Origin of the sequence: Halomonas sp. B23F22_3 (assembly GCF_043496965.1) — a bacterium.
GTDB lineage: Bacteria > Pseudomonadota > Gammaproteobacteria > Pseudomonadales > Halomonadaceae > Halomonas.
In genome coordinates, this window is sequence record NZ_JBIEKG010000003.1 from 102,370 (window position 1) to 118,849 (window position 16,480).

Annotated in this window: 18 protein-coding genes; 14 read left to right on the top strand and 4 right to left on the bottom strand. The window is 68.8% G+C overall.

The features are described from left to right. Positions 1–110: 110 nt before the first annotated feature. The 3 genes from ACGTNG_RS06880 to ACGTNG_RS06890 all read left to right on the top strand — a co-directional run bounded on the left by ACGTNG_RS06880 (position 111) and on the right by ACGTNG_RS06890 (position 3,397). Complete coding sequence (locus ACGTNG_RS06880; RefSeq protein WP_394576273.1) at positions 111–668, top strand: TRAP transporter small permease subunit; 558 nt, start codon at positions 111–113, stop codon at positions 666–668. Beyond that, a complete protein-coding gene (locus ACGTNG_RS06885) occupies positions 668–2,071 on the top strand; it encodes a TRAP transporter large permease (protein WP_394576274.1) in 1,404 nt (467 codons plus the stop codon). The genes ACGTNG_RS06880 and ACGTNG_RS06885 overlap by 1 nt, the downstream gene beginning before the upstream one ends. 216 nt (positions 2,072–2,287) lie before the next feature. Further along, positions 2,288–3,397: a TRAP transporter substrate-binding protein gene (locus tag ACGTNG_RS06890; protein WP_394576275.1), complete on the top strand. Its 1,110-nt coding sequence runs from the start codon at positions 2,288–2,290 to the stop codon at positions 3,395–3,397. Positions 3,398–3,487: 90 nt separating this feature from the next. Here ACGTNG_RS06890 and ACGTNG_RS06895 read toward each other — a convergent pair whose 3' ends face one another. Next, positions 3,488–3,919, bottom strand: a complete 432-nt coding sequence (locus tag ACGTNG_RS06895) for a YqaA family protein (RefSeq protein WP_394576276.1) — start codon at positions 3,917–3,919, stop codon at positions 3,488–3,490. A 63-nt stretch (positions 3,920–3,982) separates the two neighbouring features. Here ACGTNG_RS06895 and thiD point away from each other — a divergent pair, with 63 nt between their 5' ends. The 4 genes from thiD (at position 3,983) to dtd (ending at position 6,923) form a co-directional block, all read left to right on the top strand. Then, positions 3,983–4,795, top strand: a complete 813-nt coding sequence (gene thiD, locus ACGTNG_RS06900) for a bifunctional hydroxymethylpyrimidine kinase/phosphomethylpyrimidine kinase (protein WP_394576277.1) — start codon at positions 3,983–3,985, stop codon at positions 4,793–4,795. 82 nt (positions 4,796–4,877) lie between these two features. Continuing rightward, complete coding sequence (locus tag ACGTNG_RS06905; RefSeq protein ID WP_394576278.1) at positions 4,878–5,723, top strand: universal stress protein; 846 nt, start codon at positions 4,878–4,880, stop codon at positions 5,721–5,723. A 113-nt stretch (positions 5,724–5,836) separates the two neighbouring features. Continuing rightward, entirely contained in the window at positions 5,837–6,415 is a 579-nt protein-coding gene (locus ACGTNG_RS06910; protein WP_394576279.1) for a chalcone isomerase family protein, read from the top strand. A gap of 70 nt (positions 6,416–6,485) precedes the next feature. After that, the gene (gene dtd, locus ACGTNG_RS06915) at positions 6,486–6,923 is read left to right on the top strand and encodes a D-aminoacyl-tRNA deacylase (protein ID WP_394576280.1); all 438 of its coding nucleotides are present in this window, start codon (positions 6,486–6,488) and stop codon (positions 6,921–6,923) included. 220 nt (positions 6,924–7,143) lie between these two features. Here the strand turns inward: dtd and ACGTNG_RS06920 are convergent, their stop codons facing one another. Continuing rightward, positions 7,144–9,090: an ATP-binding cassette domain-containing protein gene (locus tag ACGTNG_RS06920; RefSeq protein WP_394576281.1), complete on the bottom strand. Its 1,947-nt coding sequence runs from the start codon at positions 9,088–9,090 to the stop codon at positions 7,144–7,146. Positions 9,091–9,143: 53 nt separating this feature from the next. Here ACGTNG_RS06920 and ACGTNG_RS06925 point away from each other — a divergent pair, with 53 nt between their 5' ends. The 7 genes from ACGTNG_RS06925 (at position 9,144) to ACGTNG_RS06955 (ending at position 15,244) form a co-directional block, all read left to right on the top strand. Next, positions 9,144–9,659: a TIGR02444 family protein gene (locus ACGTNG_RS06925; RefSeq protein WP_394576282.1), complete on the top strand. Its 516-nt coding sequence runs from the start codon at positions 9,144–9,146 to the stop codon at positions 9,657–9,659. Positions 9,660–9,761: 102 nt separating this feature from the next. Continuing rightward, on the top strand, positions 9,762–10,784 hold the full coding sequence (locus ACGTNG_RS06930; protein WP_394576283.1) for a TRAP transporter substrate-binding protein: 1,023 nt from the start codon (positions 9,762–9,764) through the stop codon (positions 10,782–10,784). Between the two features lie 198 nt (positions 10,785–10,982). After that, a complete protein-coding gene (locus tag ACGTNG_RS06935) occupies positions 10,983–11,558 on the top strand; it encodes a TRAP transporter small permease (RefSeq protein WP_394576284.1) in 576 nt (191 codons plus the stop codon). 30 nt (positions 11,559–11,588) lie between these two features. After that, the gene (locus tag ACGTNG_RS06940) at positions 11,589–12,872 is read left to right on the top strand and encodes a TRAP transporter large permease (protein ID WP_394576285.1); all 1,284 of its coding nucleotides are present in this window, start codon (positions 11,589–11,591) and stop codon (positions 12,870–12,872) included. 33 nt (positions 12,873–12,905) lie between these two features. Further along, positions 12,906–13,349, top strand: coding sequence for a universal stress protein (locus tag ACGTNG_RS06945; protein ID WP_394576286.1), 444 nt, complete (start codon positions 12,906–12,908; stop codon positions 13,347–13,349). A gap of 142 nt (positions 13,350–13,491) precedes the next feature. Then, positions 13,492–14,178 carry a BamJ family beta-barrel-assembly machinery protein gene (gene bamJ, locus ACGTNG_RS06950; RefSeq protein ID WP_394576287.1) on the top strand — a complete coding sequence of 229 codons (687 nt, stop codon included), beginning with the start codon at positions 13,492–13,494 and terminating at the stop codon, positions 14,176–14,178. Between the two features lie 10 nt (positions 14,179–14,188). Then, the gene (locus ACGTNG_RS06955) at positions 14,189–15,244 is read left to right on the top strand and encodes a poly(3-hydroxybutyrate) depolymerase (protein ID WP_394576288.1); all 1,056 of its coding nucleotides are present in this window, start codon (positions 14,189–14,191) and stop codon (positions 15,242–15,244) included. Between the two features lie 47 nt (positions 15,245–15,291). On the opposite strand, the gene ACGTNG_RS06960 is transcribed toward ACGTNG_RS06955, so the two are convergent. Next, positions 15,292–15,885, bottom strand: a complete 594-nt coding sequence (locus ACGTNG_RS06960) for an SCO family protein (protein ID WP_394576289.1) — start codon at positions 15,883–15,885, stop codon at positions 15,292–15,294. 2 nt (positions 15,886–15,887) lie between these two features. After that, positions 15,888–16,397, bottom strand: coding sequence for a hypothetical protein (locus tag ACGTNG_RS06965; protein ID WP_394576290.1), 510 nt, complete (start codon positions 16,395–16,397; stop codon positions 15,888–15,890). Positions 16,398–16,480: the final 83 nt, after the last annotated feature.

Genomic DNA, 16,480 nt, shown 5'->3' on the forward strand with positions numbered 1-16,480 from the left:
GGTGGGTCGGTAACGTATAGTCAGCGTTGGTCGCCGCGGCGGTCAGCACGCCTTGGGTGTGCGACCATCCGTCCTTTTTCCACGCCCCGTTCGACACAGCGAGACTCCCCATGGCCCAATCCCGCGAGTTGCCGGGCATCATCGCCTGGCTCGACCGCGCCTCGGAGCGGCTAGGCAACAGCCTCTCCTGGCTGATCCTTCTGATGATGCTCATCCAGTTCCTGATCGTGGTGCTGCGCTACGCCTTCAGCGTCAACAGCATCCCCATGCAGGAGTCGGTGATGTACATGCACGCCGCGGTGTTCATGCTGGCCGCCGCCTACACCCTCAAGCACGACGGCCATGTGCGGGTGGACATCTTCTATCGGGCGATGACGCCGAAGCGCAAGGCGCTGGTCGACCTCGCCGGCACCCTCTTCCTGCTGCTGCCGGTGATGGGCTTCGTGATCCTCTCGAGCCTCGGTTACGTCGGCAAGTCCTGGGCGATCCTCGAGGGCTCGCCCGACTCCGGCGGCATTCCCGGCGTCTTCCTGCTCAAGACGCTGATCCCGCTGTTCGCCGGCCTGATGATCCTGCAGGCCCTGGTCGAGGCGGTGAAGAACGTCTACGTGCTGACCGGGCGCCTGGCCGCCACCCATGACGACGAGACCCACGAGGAGCACCTGTGATGTTGGAGTTCATGCCGCTGGTCCTCTTCGTCGTCATCTGCCTGGTGCTGATGGCCGGCTACCCGGTCGCGCTGTCGCTGGCCGGCACCGCGCTGGCCTTCGCCGGCCTCGGCCTCGGCCTCGAGTCGCTGGGCATCGATGCCCACTTCGATGCCGGCTACCTGGGCGCCTTCCCCAACCGCCTCTACGGCATCATGACCAATCAGACGCTGCTGGCGGTGCCATTGTTCGTGCTGATGGGCGTGCTGCTGGAGAAATCGAAGGTCGCCGAGACCCTGCTCGAGGCCATGGCGCTGCTGTTCGGCTCGCTGCGCGGGGGCCTGGGCATCTCGGTGACCCTGGTCGGCATGCTGCTGGCCGCCTCCACCGGCATCGTCGGTGCCACCGTGGTCACCATGGGCCTGATGTCGCTGCCGACCATGCTCAAGCGCGGCTACAGCATGCCGCTGGCCACCGGCACCATCTGCGCCACGGGCACCCTGGGCCAGATCATCCCGCCCTCCATCGCCCTGGTGCTGCTGGGCGACGTGCTCTCCTCGGCCTACCAGCAGGCCCAGCTCTCCATGGGCATCTTCAGCCCCAAGACGGTCTCGGTGGGCGACCTGTTCATGGGCGCGCTGATCCCCGGCCTGGTGCTGGTGGTGTTCTACATCGTCTATGTCGCCCTGGTCGCCTGGTGGAAGCCCAGCGCCGCGCCGGCCGTCGACCGCCGCGAGCTGATGGAGGAACTCGGCCACGAGGGCGGCCTCGGCCTGCTGCTGCTCAAGGGGCTGGTGCCGCCCATCGTGCTGATCGTGGTGGTGCTGGGCTCGATCCTCGGCGGCTTCGCGACCCCCACCGAGGCCTCGGCCGTGGGCGCCTTCGGCGCGCTGATGCTGGCCCTGGCCTACCGCCGACTGGACCTCGCCACCCTCAAGGAGGTGCTGCGCTCCACCACCAACGTCACCACCATGGTGTTCCTGATCCTGATCGGGGCGGCGCTGTTCTCGCTGGTGTTCCGCGCCTACGGCGGCGAGGAGCTGGTCACCCACCTGTTCGACAACATGCCCGGCGGCGTGGTCGGCGCGACGCTGATCGTGATGCTGGTGATCTTCCTGCTCGGCTTCATCCTCGACTTCATCGAGATCACCTTCGTGGTGGTGCCGATCGTCGGGCCGATCCTGCTGGCCATGGGCCTCGACCCCATCTGGCTCGGCATCATGATCGCCATCAACCTGCAGACCTCCTTCCTCACGCCGCCCTTCGGCTTCGCGCTCTTCTACCTGCGCGGCGTGGCGCCGGAATCGGTGCCCACCTCGGCGATCTACAAGGGCGTCATGCCGTTCATCGTGCTGCAGCTGGCCATGCTGCTGGCCCTGGCCTTCTTCCCCGGGCTCGCCACCTGGCTGCCGGACCAGTTCTAGCGCGCTCGTTCACCGCACCCGGGCCTGGCCCGGGTGCGGCGCCGCCTGACGCCGAGCGTGGACTGAGAGTTAGCACCACAGGCGGCTCGGTTCGCTATAGTGCCAGCGTATAAAGCGGCACGAGCGCCGTTCACGGCGGGCACGCCCCGACCACCTGACCGCCAACCGCCCCATGGGGCGTCTCGACACCAAGTCCCACAACACGAGAGGCACCGTATGAAACTCAGATCACTCGCCATGGCCGTGGCCATGAGCGCCGGCGCATCCGGCCTGCTGCTGGTCTCCGGCATCGACAACAACGCCCAGGCCCAGGAGACCTTCGAGTGGAAGATGGTCACCTCCTGGCCGAAGAACTTCCCCGGCGTGGGCCAGGGGCCCGAGCGGCTGGCCACGCTGGTCGAGGAGATGTCCGACGGCCGGCTGACCATCGAGGTGTTCGGGGCCGGCCAGCTGGTGCCGGGCTTCGAGGTCTTCGACGCCGTCTCCGAGGGCACCGCCGAGATGGGGCACTCCGCCTCCTACTACTGGAAGGGCAAGGCGCCGGCCGCGCAGTTCTTCGCCGCCGTGCCCTTCGGCATGAACGCCCAGGAGATGAACGCCTGGCTGCACTACGGCGGCGGCCTGGACCTGTGGAACGAGCTGTATGACGACTTCGGCGTCGACGTCATGGCCGCCGGCGCCTCGGGCGTGCAGATGGGCGGCTGGTTCAACAAGGAGATCAACTCCGTCGACGACCTGGACGGCCTGAAGATGCGCATGCCGGGCCTCGGCGGCGAGGTGATGAACCGCATGGGCGTGGCCATCGTCAACATGCCGGGCGGCGAGATCTTCACCTCCCTGCAGTCCGGCGCCATCGATGCCACCGAGTGGATCGGCCCCTACAACGACCTGGCCTTCGGCCTGCACCAGGCCGCCGAGTACTACTACTATCCCGGCTGGCACGAGCCGACGGTGATGTTCGAGGCGATCGTCAACGAAGAGGCCATGGCGTCGCTGCCCGCCGACCTGCAGGCGATCCTGCGCACCGCCGTGCGCGACGTGAACGCCGACGTGCTCGACGAGTACACCGCGCGCAACAACGACGCCCTCCAGACCCTGGTCGACGAGCACGAGGTGGAGCTGCGCCGCCTGCCGGCCGATGTCCTGGCCCAGGCCAAGGAGCACTCCGCCGACGTGGTCGCCGAGCTCGCCGAGTCGAGCGAGATGGCCCAGAAGATCTACGACTCCTACCAGGCCTTCCAGGATAAGGTCGTGAACTATCACGCCATCTCCGAGCAGGCCTACTACAACGCCCGCAACCCGGAGGGCGACACCACCGGCGAGTGATCCCGGCCGGGATCGCACCGACGAGGGGCCGCCTGCGGGCGGCCCCTCGCCGTTGTCGGCCGCATGGTCAGCGCATGTGGTCCGCCGCCGTCAGGCGCACAGCGGGGCCAGCCAGGCCTCGGCGAGCCACAGCACCAGGGCGTAGCGGGCGCCCTTGGCCACGGCGATCAGCAGGATCGCCCGCCACCAGGGCAGGCGCAGGATACCCGCCAGCACGGTGAGCGGGTCGCCGATGAGCGGCGCCCAGGCCGCCAGCAGGCTCCACTCGCCGAAGCGCAGGTACCAGCGCTCGGCGCGCTCGAGCCCTCCCCGCGAGACCGGAAACCAGCGGCGATCCTGGAAGTGGCGGGCATAGCGCCCCAGGCCCACGTTGACGAGGCTGCCGAGGGTATTGCCGAGGCTCGCCACGCCCCACAGCCACCACCCCGGCTCGCCCTGGCACCAGAGGCGCGCCAGCCACACCTCGGAGCCGCCGGGCAGCAGGGTGGCGCTGGCCAGCGCCACCAGGAACAGCATCAGCATGGCACCGCGCCCCCTGCCTGAAGTAGGCTATCGGTCCCCTTCGAAAGCAATGACAAGACGCTGATGGCCACCCCCCGTTCGATCCCCAATACCCTGACCATCGCCGGCTCCGATCCCGGCGGCGGCGCCGGCATCCAGGCCGACCTCAAGACCTTCTCGGCCCTGGGCAGCTATGGTACCAGCGTGATCACCGCCCTGACCGCGCAGAACACCCGCGGCGTCACCGGCGTGCATCCGATACCGGCCGACTTCATCGCCACCCAGCTCGATACCCTGCTCGACGACATCACCATCGACGCGGTGAAGGTCGGCATGGTGGCCAGCCGCCCGGTGGCCGAGGCAATCCGCGAGGGCCTCTCGGCCCGACGGCCACGCTGGGTGGTGCTCGACCCGGTGATGGTGGCCAAGAGCGGCGACACCCTGGTCGACGACGCCGGCATCGCCGCGGTGCGCGACGTGCTGGTGCCGATGGCCGACCTGATCACCCCGAACCTGCCGGAGGCGGCGGTGCTGCTCGACCGCCCGGTGCCCACGGACCGCGCCGGCATGCAGGCGATGGCCCCCGCGCTGCGTGCGCTGAGTGCCGGGGCAGTGCTGCTCAAGGGCGGCCACCTGCGCGGCGAGGCCTGCCCGGACCTGCTGATCACGGCCGACGCCATGACGTGGCTGGAGGGCCCGCGCATCGACACCGGCAACCTGCACGGCACCGGCTGCACGCTCTCCTCGGCGATCACCGCCCGCCTGGCCCTGGGCGACGCCCTGCCCGAGGCGGTGGCCGCCGCCAAGGCCTGGCTGTCGCGGGCGCTCGAGCAGAGCCACCGCCTCGCGGTGGGGCAGGGCCACGGCCCGGTGCATCACTTCCACGCCTGGTGGTAGCGGGCGGCCTTGCGCCCTCCCCCGGGGCCACCCATGCTGAGAGCGGTGCCATCGAGATCTTCCTGCCCGGGAGGGAGTCATCATGAGCCAGACCCTGCTGTTCGCCAGCGACCTCTCCGCCGAGAATCGCGCCGCCTTCGCCCGCGCCGTGCGCCTCGCGGTGGAGAGCGGCGCGCGCCTCGACATCATCCATGTGCTCGACCCCTACCTGCCTCGCCGCGTCCTCCACGACCTGGAGGAAGCCGTGGTGGCGGACATCCGCACCACCCTCACCGACCTGCGTGAGGATTACGCGCTGCCCGAGCCCCAGAGCCTGATCCAGACCATGGCCGGCGCCCCCTATGCCGAGATCATCCGCGAGGCCCACGAGCGCCAGGCCGACATGATCATCCTCGGCGCCCACCGCAAGCGCGGGCAGCCCGACCTGGTGGCCGGCACCACCCTCGCCCGGGTGCTGCGCAGCGCCCCCTGCCCGGTGCTCTCGGTCAGCCACCTGGCGACCCAGGCATGGCACGACATCCTGGTGCCGGTGGACTTCTCGCTGACCTCGCGGCACACCCTGCGCGAGACCCTCAAGCGCTTCCCCGAGGCGCGACTGACCCTGCTGCACGCCTGGGACATTCCCGGCGAGCGCGAGCTGGGCTCGAACGGCGACTTCGCCCGCTGGCGCGACCGCGAGGTGGAGCGGCTGCGCACCCATCTCGAACGCGAGACCGAGCAGCTGATGCGCGAGCTCGACGACGTCCCGGAACTCGAGCTGGTGCTCGAGCAGGGCGATCCCCTGGAGGTGTTGATGACCCGGCTGCGTCGCCAGCCGCCGGACCTGCTCGCGCTTGGCAGCCGTGGGCAGCTGGGCCGCCAGAGCCAGATCACCGAGCGTCTGCTCTCCGAGCCCCACTGCGACATCATGCTCTGTCGCGCCTGGTAGCGGGTCATCCATCCACAGGGCCATCCGACGAGAGGGCCGCATCAAGCTGTACAGAACCTTGACGTGACTTCGCTGTCTGTACGACACACACCCTGTCGCGCGAGGTCCATCCCATGTCTTCGTTTCGCACCCGCGGCGTCCTGCTGCTCGCGGCCCTGGCAACCGCCCTGCCCGCTTCAGCCGCGTTTGCCGAGCGAGGGGCCGTCGAGATCGAGGGCGCCCGCTTTCCCGCCACACTGGAGGTCGACGAGCGCCGCTACGAGCGTATCGGCCACGGCCTCTTTCGCTACATGATCTGGGACGCCTATGCCGGCGCCTACTACCAGGCCGCCGGCTATCCCCGTCCGGCACCACAGTCCGACGTGCCGCGCCGCCTGGAACTCGAGTACTTCCACGCCATCGAGGCCGGCGACTTCGCCGAGGTGACCCGCGAGCGGGTGCGGAAGGCCCTGCCCGGCAACGCATTCGCCCGCCTGGAGCCGAGCCTTGCCGCCTTCAACGGCCGCTATCGCGACGTCACTCCCGGCGACCGCTACGCCCTGGGCTGGGACGGCGAGGCCCTGACCCTCGCCCTGAACGGCGAGCCCCTCTATTCGGGTGGTGACCAGGCGCTCGCCAATGCGCTGTTCGGCATCTGGCTGGGCAACGACCCGCTGGGCGACGACTTCCGGGACGACCTGCTGGGCCACTGAGGGGCGGCCCTCGAGCACGCCGTCGTGCTAGGCTTGGCCGCCCGAGACATCAGCAAGGAGAGCCCGTCCGATGAAGGCCCTGATCCAGCGCGTGCGACGCGCCAGCGTAGAGGTGGAAGAGCGTGAAGTGGGCGCCATCGGCCCGGGGCTGCTGGCCCTCGTGGGCGTCGAGAAGGGTGACGACGAGGCCGCGGCCGACCGGCTGCTGCACAAGCTGCTGCACTACCGGGTCTTCGCCGATGCGGACGGCAAGATGAACCTCAACCTGCAGCAGGCCGAGGGCGGGCTGCTGCTGGTCTCCCAGTTCACCCTGGCCGCCGACACCCGCAAGGGGCTCAGGCCAAGCTTCTCCAGCGCCGCACCGCCCGCCGAGGGCGAGCGCCTCTTCCACTACCTGCTCGAGCGCGCCCGGGCGGCCTGGCCGACGGTGGAAAGCGGCGAGTTCGCCGCCGACATGCAGGTCTCGCTGATCAACGACGGACCGGTCACCTTCCTGCTGGAGGGCTGAACGCGCCCGTGAGCGCCGGCGTCAGGCGCCCAAGGCTATCGCAGATAGCTTTACAGCTCGGTAGCTAGGGGCTGCCTGGCGACACGCCTGCGAGCGGGGCCGGCCTTCCGGAGGCGCTGTGAACCCCTCCTTGGGCGCTACCGACGCCATCCCTGGCGTAGGACCTCCTCTTCGGCTTGTCCCCAGCGCCCCTTGTTTCAGGTAACTGCGATAGCGCTGTTCAGGCGCCGTTGAGCTCCGCCTCGGCGGCCTCCAGGGCCTCCTCGGCGTCGAGCCAGGCCTGCTCCAGCTCCTCGAGCCGGGACTTGAGCTCCCCCTGGCGCCCCAGACGCTCGGTGAGCTCCTCCTTGCGCGCCGGGTCGGTATAGAGCTCGGCCTCCCCCAGCCCCTCCTCGACGCCGGCGAGTTCGGCCTGGACCTTCTCCATCGCCTGCTCGGCCCGGTCGCGGTCGCGCTTGAGCGGACGCAGCTTCTCGCGCAGCTCCGCCGCCGCCCGGCGCGTCGCCTTGCGATCCTCCCGGGGCGCGCTCCCCGCCTCCTGGCGCTCGACCTTGTCGGCCCGGGCCTCGCGGCGCTCGTCCTCCAGGCGACTCTTGAGCCAGGCCCGGTAGTCTTCGAGATCGCCGTCGAAGGGCGTGACGCCGTGATCGGCCACCCGCCAGAACTCGTCCACGGTGGCACGCAGCAGGTGGCGGTCGTGGGAGACGATGATCACCGTGCCCTCGAAGCTCGCCAGCGCCTCGGTGAGCGCCTCGCGCATCTCCAGGTCCAGGTGGTTGGTGGGCTCGTCGAGCAGCAGCAGGTTGGGCTTCTGCCAGGCCACAAGGGAGAGCGCCAGGCGCGCCTTCTCCCCGCCGGAGAAGCGCCCCACCTCGGCGAAGACATCGTCGCCGTGGAAGCCGAAGCCGCCCAGGAACTTGCGGATGTCCAGGTCCGCCGCGGTGGGTGAGAGGCGCTGCACGTGCTGGAACGGCGTGGAGGCGAGATCCAGCCCCTCCAGCTGGTGCTGGGCGAAGTAGCCGATCGCCAGGTGCTCCCCGGGCACTCGCCGCCCGGCCAGCAGCGGCAGGTCGCCGGTGAGCGACTTGATCAGCGTCGACTTGCCGGCCCCGTTGGGGCCCAGCAGGCCGATGCGCTGGCCCGGCAGCAGGGTCACCTTGACGTCGTCGAGCTGCGCCGTCTCGCGGCCGTCGGCGTGACGATAGCCGAGCCGCGCCTCGTCGAGCACCAGCAGCGGGTGAGAGGCCTTGTCGGCCGAGGGAATGGTGAAGTGGAAGGGCGAGTCGGCGTGGGCCACGGCGATGTCACCCATGCGCTCGAGCATCTTCAGGCGGCTCTGGGCGGCGCGCGCCTTGGTCGCCTTGGCGCGGAACCGCGCCACGAAGCGCTCGATCTCCTCGCGGCGGGCCTGCTGCTTGGCGGCCTCCGCCTGCTGCAGGGCCAGCTTCTCGGCGCGGGTCCGCTCGAAGGTGGTGTAGTTGCCGCGATAAAGGGCAAGCGTTCGTCGATCGAAGTGCACGATGTGGTCGCACACCGCGTCGAGGAAGTCGCGGTCGTGGGAGATCAGCAGCAGGGTACCGGGATAGCGGGTGAGCCACTGCTCGAGCCACAGCAGCGCATCCAGGTCCAGATGGTTGGTGGGCTCGTCGAGCAGCAGCAGGTCGGAGGGCTTGAACAGCGTACGCGCCAGGTTGACGCGCATGCGCCAGCCGCCGGAGAAGGCCGACAGCGGCCGGTCCAGGTCGGCCTGGACGAAGCCCAGCCCCACCAGCAGCTGGGCGGCGCGGGCCGGGGCGCTGTAGCCGTCCAGCGCTTCGATGGCGCCGTGCAGCTCGGCCTCGCGGTGGGCGTCCTCGCGGTGGCGGGCCTGCTCGAGGGCCGCCTCGGTGCTCCGCAGCTCGCGGTCACCGTCGAGCACATAGTCGACGATGGAGCGGTCCAGGGCCTCCACCTCCTGATCCATGTGGGCGATGCGCTGCCCGCCGCTCATCTCCACCTCGCCCTTGTCCGGGGTCAGCTCGCCGAGCAGCAGCTTGAACAGGCTGGACTTTCCCGCGCCGTTGGGCCCGACGATCCCCGCCTTGTGGCCGGCATGCAGGGTCAGGTCGGCCCCCTCCAGCAGGGTCTGGGTGCCGCGTTGCAGGGAAACTTGGCGCAGTGCGATCATGCAGGCTCCACTCGGCAGTCGTTGAGGCCGCCGCCCAGGGGCGACAGCGTGTCATGACCCACGATTCTACCCAATTGCCCGACGCTCTGCGGGCCCGTCTGCGCCGCGACCCGCTCTGGGAGTTCGCGCTGGCCCTCTACGGGCGCGACGGGGTCGAGGGGGCCTGCCTGGCGCTGCAGGACGAGGCTGGCCTCGATGTCTGCGAGCTGCTCTGGCACTGCTGGCTGTATCGCCACGGCCTGACCTCGGAGGCCGACCCCGACGCGGTGCGCCACTGGCAGCGCGATGTCACGGCGCCGCTGCGCCGTCTGCGCCGGGCCCTCAAGGCCGAGGCACGGCAGGACGCGGGCGTCGCCGAGCTGCGCCAAACGCTCAAGCAGGCCGAGCTCCAGGCCGAGCGCGAGGCCCTCTCTCGCCTGCAGCACCTGGCCCTGAGCGGGCGTGGCATCCGCCCATTACCCACGCCGCGTCCCGACCCGCTCGAGCTCCTCGCCGATCGCCTGCGGCTTCACGAGACGCCGCAACTCAGCAGACTTAAGATGCTAATAAGCCAGCTTGACCCCTCATAGAGGCCACGCTAGCCTGAAATCCAGTTGCGTGAATGCCATGTTCACCAGACACCCGCCGATGGATCATCCCATCACGGGCACACCTGTAGAGGGATCACAAGAATGAAGTCACAGAAGCTGCTGACGAGCGCCGGCATTGGCGCCGTGATGATTGGCATGTCCACCGCCGCCGTTGCCGACAACTGGCGCTATGCTCACGAGGAGTACGAAGGGGACGTTCAGGACGTCTTCGCGGTCGCCTTCAAGGACTACATCGAGGCCAACTCCGACCACTCGCTGCAGATCTATCGCTTCGGTGAGCTCGGTGAGTCCGACGACATCATGGAGCAGACCCAGAACGGCATCCTGCAGTTCGTCAACCAGTCTCCCGGCTTCACCGGCGCGCTGATCCCCGAGGCGCAGATCTTCTTCATCCCCTACCTGATGCCCACCGACATGGATCAGGTGCTCGAGTTCTTCGACGAGAGCAAGGCCATCAACGAGATGTTCCCGGAGCTCTACGCCGAGCAGGGCCTGGAGCTGCTGCAGATGTATCCGGAAGGCGAGATGGTGGTCACCGCCGATGAGCCGATCACCTCGCCCGCGGACTTCGAGAACAAGAAGATCCGCACCATGACCAACCCGCTGCTGGCCGAGACCTACAGCGCCTTCGGCGCCACGCCGACGCCGCTGCCCTGGGGCGAGGTCTACGGCGGCCTGCAGACCGGCATCATCGACGGCCAGGAAAACCCGATCTTCTGGATCGAGTCCGGCGGCCTCTACGAGGTGTCGCCGCACCTGACCTTCACCAGCCATGGCTGGTTCACCACCGCGATGATGGCCAACCAGGACTTCTTCGAGGACCTCTCCGACGAGGACAAGGAGCTGGTGCGTGCCGCCTCCGACGCGGCCTACGACCACACCATCGAGCACATCCAGGGGCTGGCCGAGGAGTCGCTGGAGAAGATCCAGGCGGCGTCCGACGAGGTCACCGTGACCCGTCTCGACGACGAACAGATCCAGGCCTTCAAGGAGCGTGCGCCCCAGGTCGAGGAAGAGTTCATCGACATGACCGGCGAGAGCGGCAAGGAACTGCTCGAGCAGTTCAAGGCCGACCTCGAGGCCGTGAGCAACGACGCGGAGTAACCGCAACCGACGTCGCCCTAACAGGGGGGTGGCCTGCCCGGGCCACCCCCCTGCTGTTTCACAGCCATGGATTCCCGGGCATGAGCGAGCGTGCACCCAGCGTTGAGGTCTCGGGTCTCGGCGCCCGATCGCGACGCGTATGCTGGTCCTGAGGGAATCCCACTTTTCCCGCATCGCATGCTGAAAGGGAGCGCGGACATGACCGAAGAGTCCGAAAAGCATTACCGCTCGGGATTGCCGGGCTTTCTGGGCACCATCGACACCTTCATCAGCAAGCTCGAGGCGGTCATCCTGGCGCTCGGCGTGCTGCTGATGGCCTTCAACACCATCGCCAACGTCATCGCCCGCTTCGTGTTCGGCGACAGCATCTACTTCTCCGGCGAGATCAACCGCATCCTGATCATCATGATCACCTTCGCCGGCATCGGCTACGCCGCCCGGCACGGCCGCCATATCCGCATGTCGGCCATCTACGATGCCCTGCCCGTTGGTGGACGCAAGGCGCTGATGATCTTCATCGCGCTGATCACCTCGCTGGTGATGTTCTTCCTGCTCTATTACTCGGTCATCTACATCCTGGACCTCTACGACAAGGGCAGGATCCTGCCGGCACTGGGCTTCCCGATCTGGACCATCTACGTCTGGGCACCGCTCGGCTTCCTGATCACCGGCATCCAGTACCTGCTCACCGCGATCAAGAACCTGACGTCGCGGGACGTCTATCTGTCGACCGGCGTGCTCGACGGCTACAAGGATACGGAAACGGAAGTCTGACGGAGGGCAGAAAGCCCGGGGGAACGCACGATGACGACAATAATGGTTACCACCATGATCGCCCTGCTGCTGCTGGGCTTTCCCATGATGATCCCGCTGATCACCGCGGCGGTCATCGGTTTCTTCATGATGTTCAACGGCCTGGATCAGATGGACACGCTGATCCAGCAGATGATGGCGGGCATCCGGCCGGCATCGCTGATCGCGGTGCCGATGTTCATCCTCGCCGCGGACATCATGACGCGGGGCCAATCGGCCGACCGCCTGATCAACATGGTGATGTCCTTCATCGGCCACGTGAAGGGCGGGCTGGCGGTCAGCACCGCCGCCTCCTGCACCCTGTTCGGCGCGGTATCGGGCTCCACCCAGGCCACCGTGGTGGCCGTCGGCTCGCCGCTGCGCCCCAAGATGCTCAAGGCGGGCTACTCCGACTCCTTCACCCTGGCGCTGATCATCAACTCCAGCGACATCGCCTTCTTGATCCCGCCGAGCATCGGCATGATCATCTACGGCGTCATCTCGGGCACTTCCATCGGCGAGCTGTTCATCGCCGGCATCGGCCCGGGGCTGCTGATCCTGCTGATGTTCTCCATCTACTGCGTGATCTACGCCACCCTGCGCAACGTCCCCACAGAGCCGAAGTCGGGCTGGGGCGAACGGTTCACCGCGGTGCGCCAGGCACTGTGGCCACTGGGCTTCCCGGTGATCATCGTCGGCGGCATCTACGGCGGCATCTTCAGCCCGACCGAGGCGGCCGCGGCCTGCGTGCTCTATGCCATCTTCCTGGAATTCCTGATCTTCCGCTCCCTGAAGATCCCGGACATCTACGCGATCGCCAAGTCCACCGGCCTGATCACCGCCGTGGTGTTCATCCTGGTGGCGGTGGGTAACGGCTTCTCCTGGATCATCTCCTTCGCCCAGATTCCCCAGGAGCTGCTGCAGGCCGCCGGCATCAACGAGGCGGGCCCCACCGGCGTGCTGATCGCCATCTGCATCGCCTTCTTCGTGGCGTGCATGTTCGTCGATCCCATCGTGGTGATCCTGGTGCTGACGCCGATCTTCGCCCCGGCCGTCGAGGCCACCGGCCTGGACCCGGTGCTGGTCGGTATCCTGATCACCCTGCAGGTGGCCATCGGTTCGGCGACGCCGCCCTTCGGCTGTGACATCTTCACCGCGATCGCCATCTTCAAGCGGCCCTACCTCGACGTGATCAAGGGCACACCACCCTTTATCTTGATCCTGGTGCTGGCGGCGGCTCTGCTGATCCTGTTTCCGCAGATCGCCCTCTTCCTTCGCGACCTGGCCTTCCGGTAAGTCTCGCGTCCTGGCCTGAGGAGAACGACGATCATGTTCAATCGCATACTGGTCCCGGTAGATGGTTCCAAGGGCGCCATGAAGGCCCTGGAGAAGGGCGCGGGCCTGCAGATGCTCACCGGCGCCGAGCTCTACATCCTGTGCGTCTTCAAGCACCACAGCCTGCTGGAGGCCTCGCTCTCCATGGTGCGCCCCGACAAGCTGGATCTCCCCGACGACGTGCTCAAGGAGTACGCCACCGAGATCGCGGTGCATGCCAAGGCCCAGGCCGTGGAACTCGGCGTGCCATCGGAGGATGTGCGCGCCTTCGTCAAGGGCGGCCGGCCGTCGCGCACCATCGTGCGCTTCGCCCGCAAGCGCGAGTGCGACCTGATCGTGATCGGCTCCCAGGGCACCAACGGTGACAAGAGCCTGCTGCTGGGTAGTGTCGCCCAGCGGGTGGCCGGCTCCGCCCACTGTCCCACCCTGATCATCTGAACCGCGCCGCGGGGCGCCAGCGGACCGGTTTGCCGGCATCGTTCACGGGTGCGGAACCGGTCCGGCACTGTTAGAGTCCCAAGGATTCCTTGCCTAGCCCATTCATTCACGGCGCCACGGCGCCGGACCACAAGGTTGCTTCATGAAGACACTGCTGACCACCGCCTCCCTCGCCGCCCTGCTGATCGCCGCCCCGCTGGCCCTCGCCGCGCCGGAGACCGAGGACGAGAAGCTGAGCTACAGCCTCGGCGTGACCCTGGGCCAGAGCATCCAGCAGGACGTCGAGGACCTCGACATCGACGCCTTCACCCAGGCCATTCGCGACGTCTTCGGCGGCGACGAGCTGGAGATGAGCGACCAGGAGATGGCCGAAGCCCTGACCGCCTTCCAGCAGCAGGCCATGGCCGCCCGCGAAGCCGAGGCCGAGCAGAAGGCCGCCGCCAACCGTGCCGAGGGCGAGGCCTACCTGGCCGAGAATGCCGAGCAGGAGGGCGTGACGGTCACCGACTCCGGCCTGCAGTATCGCGAACTGGAAAGCGGCGACGGCGCCACGCCGGCCGCCGACGACACCGTCCAGGTCCACTACGAGGGCACCCTGATCGACGGCACCGTCTTCGACAGCTCCTACCAGCGCGGCGAGCCGGTCAGCTTCCAGGTGGGCCAGGTCATCGAAGGCTGGCAGGAGGCCCTGCAGCTGATGAGCGTGGGCGACACCTGGGAAGTGGTGATCCCTTCCGAGCTCGCCTATGGCGCCCAGGGCCAGGGCCCCATCGGTCCCCACGAGACCCTGATCTTCAAGGTCGAGCTGCTCGACGTCACCGGTGAATGATCCGGCCGCGATGCGCCCCCGCCGAGCCCTGTCGACCGCTGCTCTCTGCCTGAGTCTGGGCCTGACGGCCCCGGCGGTCGCCCAGGAGACGCCGGACGCCCTGCCTCGCCTCGCTCTCGCCGCGGCCGATACCAGCGTGATCGGCGTCTCCTCGGGGGGCTACATGGCCACCCAGCTGGCGGTGGCCTGGCCGGAACGCTTCCAGGGGCTCGGCGTCCTCGCCGCCGGCCCCTGGGCCTGCGCTCGCGGCTCCTTGAGCCTGGCCCTGGGCCAGTGCATGGGGACCCACAAGGGCCCGCCCGACCTGGAACTCCTGGCGCAGCGCCACCGCGACTATCGTGAGCGCGACCTGGTCGGTGAGGCCGAGGCACTCGCCGACCTCAGGGTCTTCATCTGGCAGGGCGGCGAGGACGACACCGTGGCCCCGGCGCTGGGCCAGGCCCTCGCCGAGCAGTTCCGCGGCTGGCTGGCCGCGCCCGAGGAGCAGCTGCGCCTGGTGGAGAGCGAACAGGCGGGCCACGGCTGGCCGGTGGCGGCAGACACCCAGGCGCCCATGCAGGCGCTCGCGGACTGCCAGAAGGGCGGCGGCACGCACCTGCTGGCCTGCGACCGGGACATCGCCGGCGAGGCGCTAGGCTGGTTGCATGGCGAGCTCGCCCCGCCCGAGACCCGGGAGGTCGCCGGCCGCCTGGTCGCCTTCGACCAGGCGGACTTCGATGCCCGGGGGCTCGCTGACACCGGCTACCTCTACGTGCCGGAGCGCTGTGAGGCGGGGGGCTGTGCGCTCACCGTGGCGCTGCACGGCTGCGCCATGGGTGCCGAGCAGATCGGCGAGGCCTTCGTGCGCCACAGCGGCCTGAACGACTGGGCCGCGGCCAACGAGCGGGTGGTGCTCTACCCCCAGGCGGAGACCAGCCTGCCCAACCCCCAGGGGTGCTGGGACTGGTGGGGCTTCGCCGAGAGCGCCTGGCAGCTCGACCCGCTGCACGATACCCGCGAGGGCACCCAGACCAGCGCGCTGATGGCCATGATCGGGCGCCTACAGGCGACGCCCGAGATGCCCTGAGTCGGCGCCGCCGGGCGGCGCTCCCGCAGCGGTTGGGTCGGAGGGCGTCAGCCCTCCGACAGGGCCTGCTCCAGGGCCGCCTGGAGCGGGCCCGAGGTGGGAGAGTGCAGCACGCGACGCTGGATCTCGCCGTCGCGGTCGACCAGGAAGAGCGAAGCGCTGTGGTCGATGGTGTAGGCCATGGCGGAGTCCGGAGTCTCCACCCGGCGCCAGACCACCCCGTAGCGCTCGGCCAGCGGCGCCAGCTCGTCCGGGTCGGCGGTGGCCCCGATGAACGCCTCGCCGAAGAACGCCAGGTACTCCTCCAGCCGCGCCAGGGTATCCCGCTCGGGGTCCAGCGAGATCATCAGCGGCACCACCCGACGGCGCTGCGCGGGCGGGAGCCGCTCCATCGCCTGACGCACCACGGCGAGCCCCATCGGGCAGACGTCGGGGCACCAGGTATAGCCGAAGAAGACCACCGCCAGCTGATCCTCCTCGAGCTGGCGCAGCGAGAAGTCGCCCTCGGTCGACGCCAGCTCGATCGGACCGCCCTCGGGCTCGCCGTCGGCCGGCGACGACTGCTGGGTGAAGGCCACGCCGACCGCCACCAGCATCGCCAGTACCGCACAAAGCCCCCACCAGATGCCACGTCGCCTCATCTTCATCGCCTCTCTACCTCGAAGTCGAACCAGCTGCCCAGACGCCCCTGGGGCGTGTCCACGACCACCTTCGCCCGCCAGGGCATGACCGCTTCGGTGCAGATCGAGACCTGCCCCGCGCCGCGGAAGACCCCGCCGCCTTCGGCCTCGAGGGGGAAGCGATGCAGCCCCATGTCCATCTCGCGGCCGACGAAGTCGACCCGCACGGCCTCGGCCGACGTGCCGGAGACGCGCACCTCCAGCGGCAGGCGCTCGAGGGGCCGGATCGCCCCCTGGGAGACCACCGCCAGGCTCAGCTCGGCGCCGCCGCCAAGGCGCGCGGTACACGGCGCCGCGGAGGGATCGCAGGCGGCCCGCGCCGGAGGCATCCAGCGCACCTCGGCCTCGTCGCGCAGGCTATAGCTGGTCAGGTACCAGAGGGCCACGGCGAGGGTCAGCAGGGTGACGGTGATCAGCAGGTGCAGCAGCGGCAGGCGCGCCGCGCCGCTCGACGACGGGATACGCGGGGGCATGGCGAAGCGCGGGGCCTCCATCGGTGGCAGGATGCGGGTAAGCTTACCAGTATTTGCCGGCGGCGAAGTGCGCAAGGATGTCG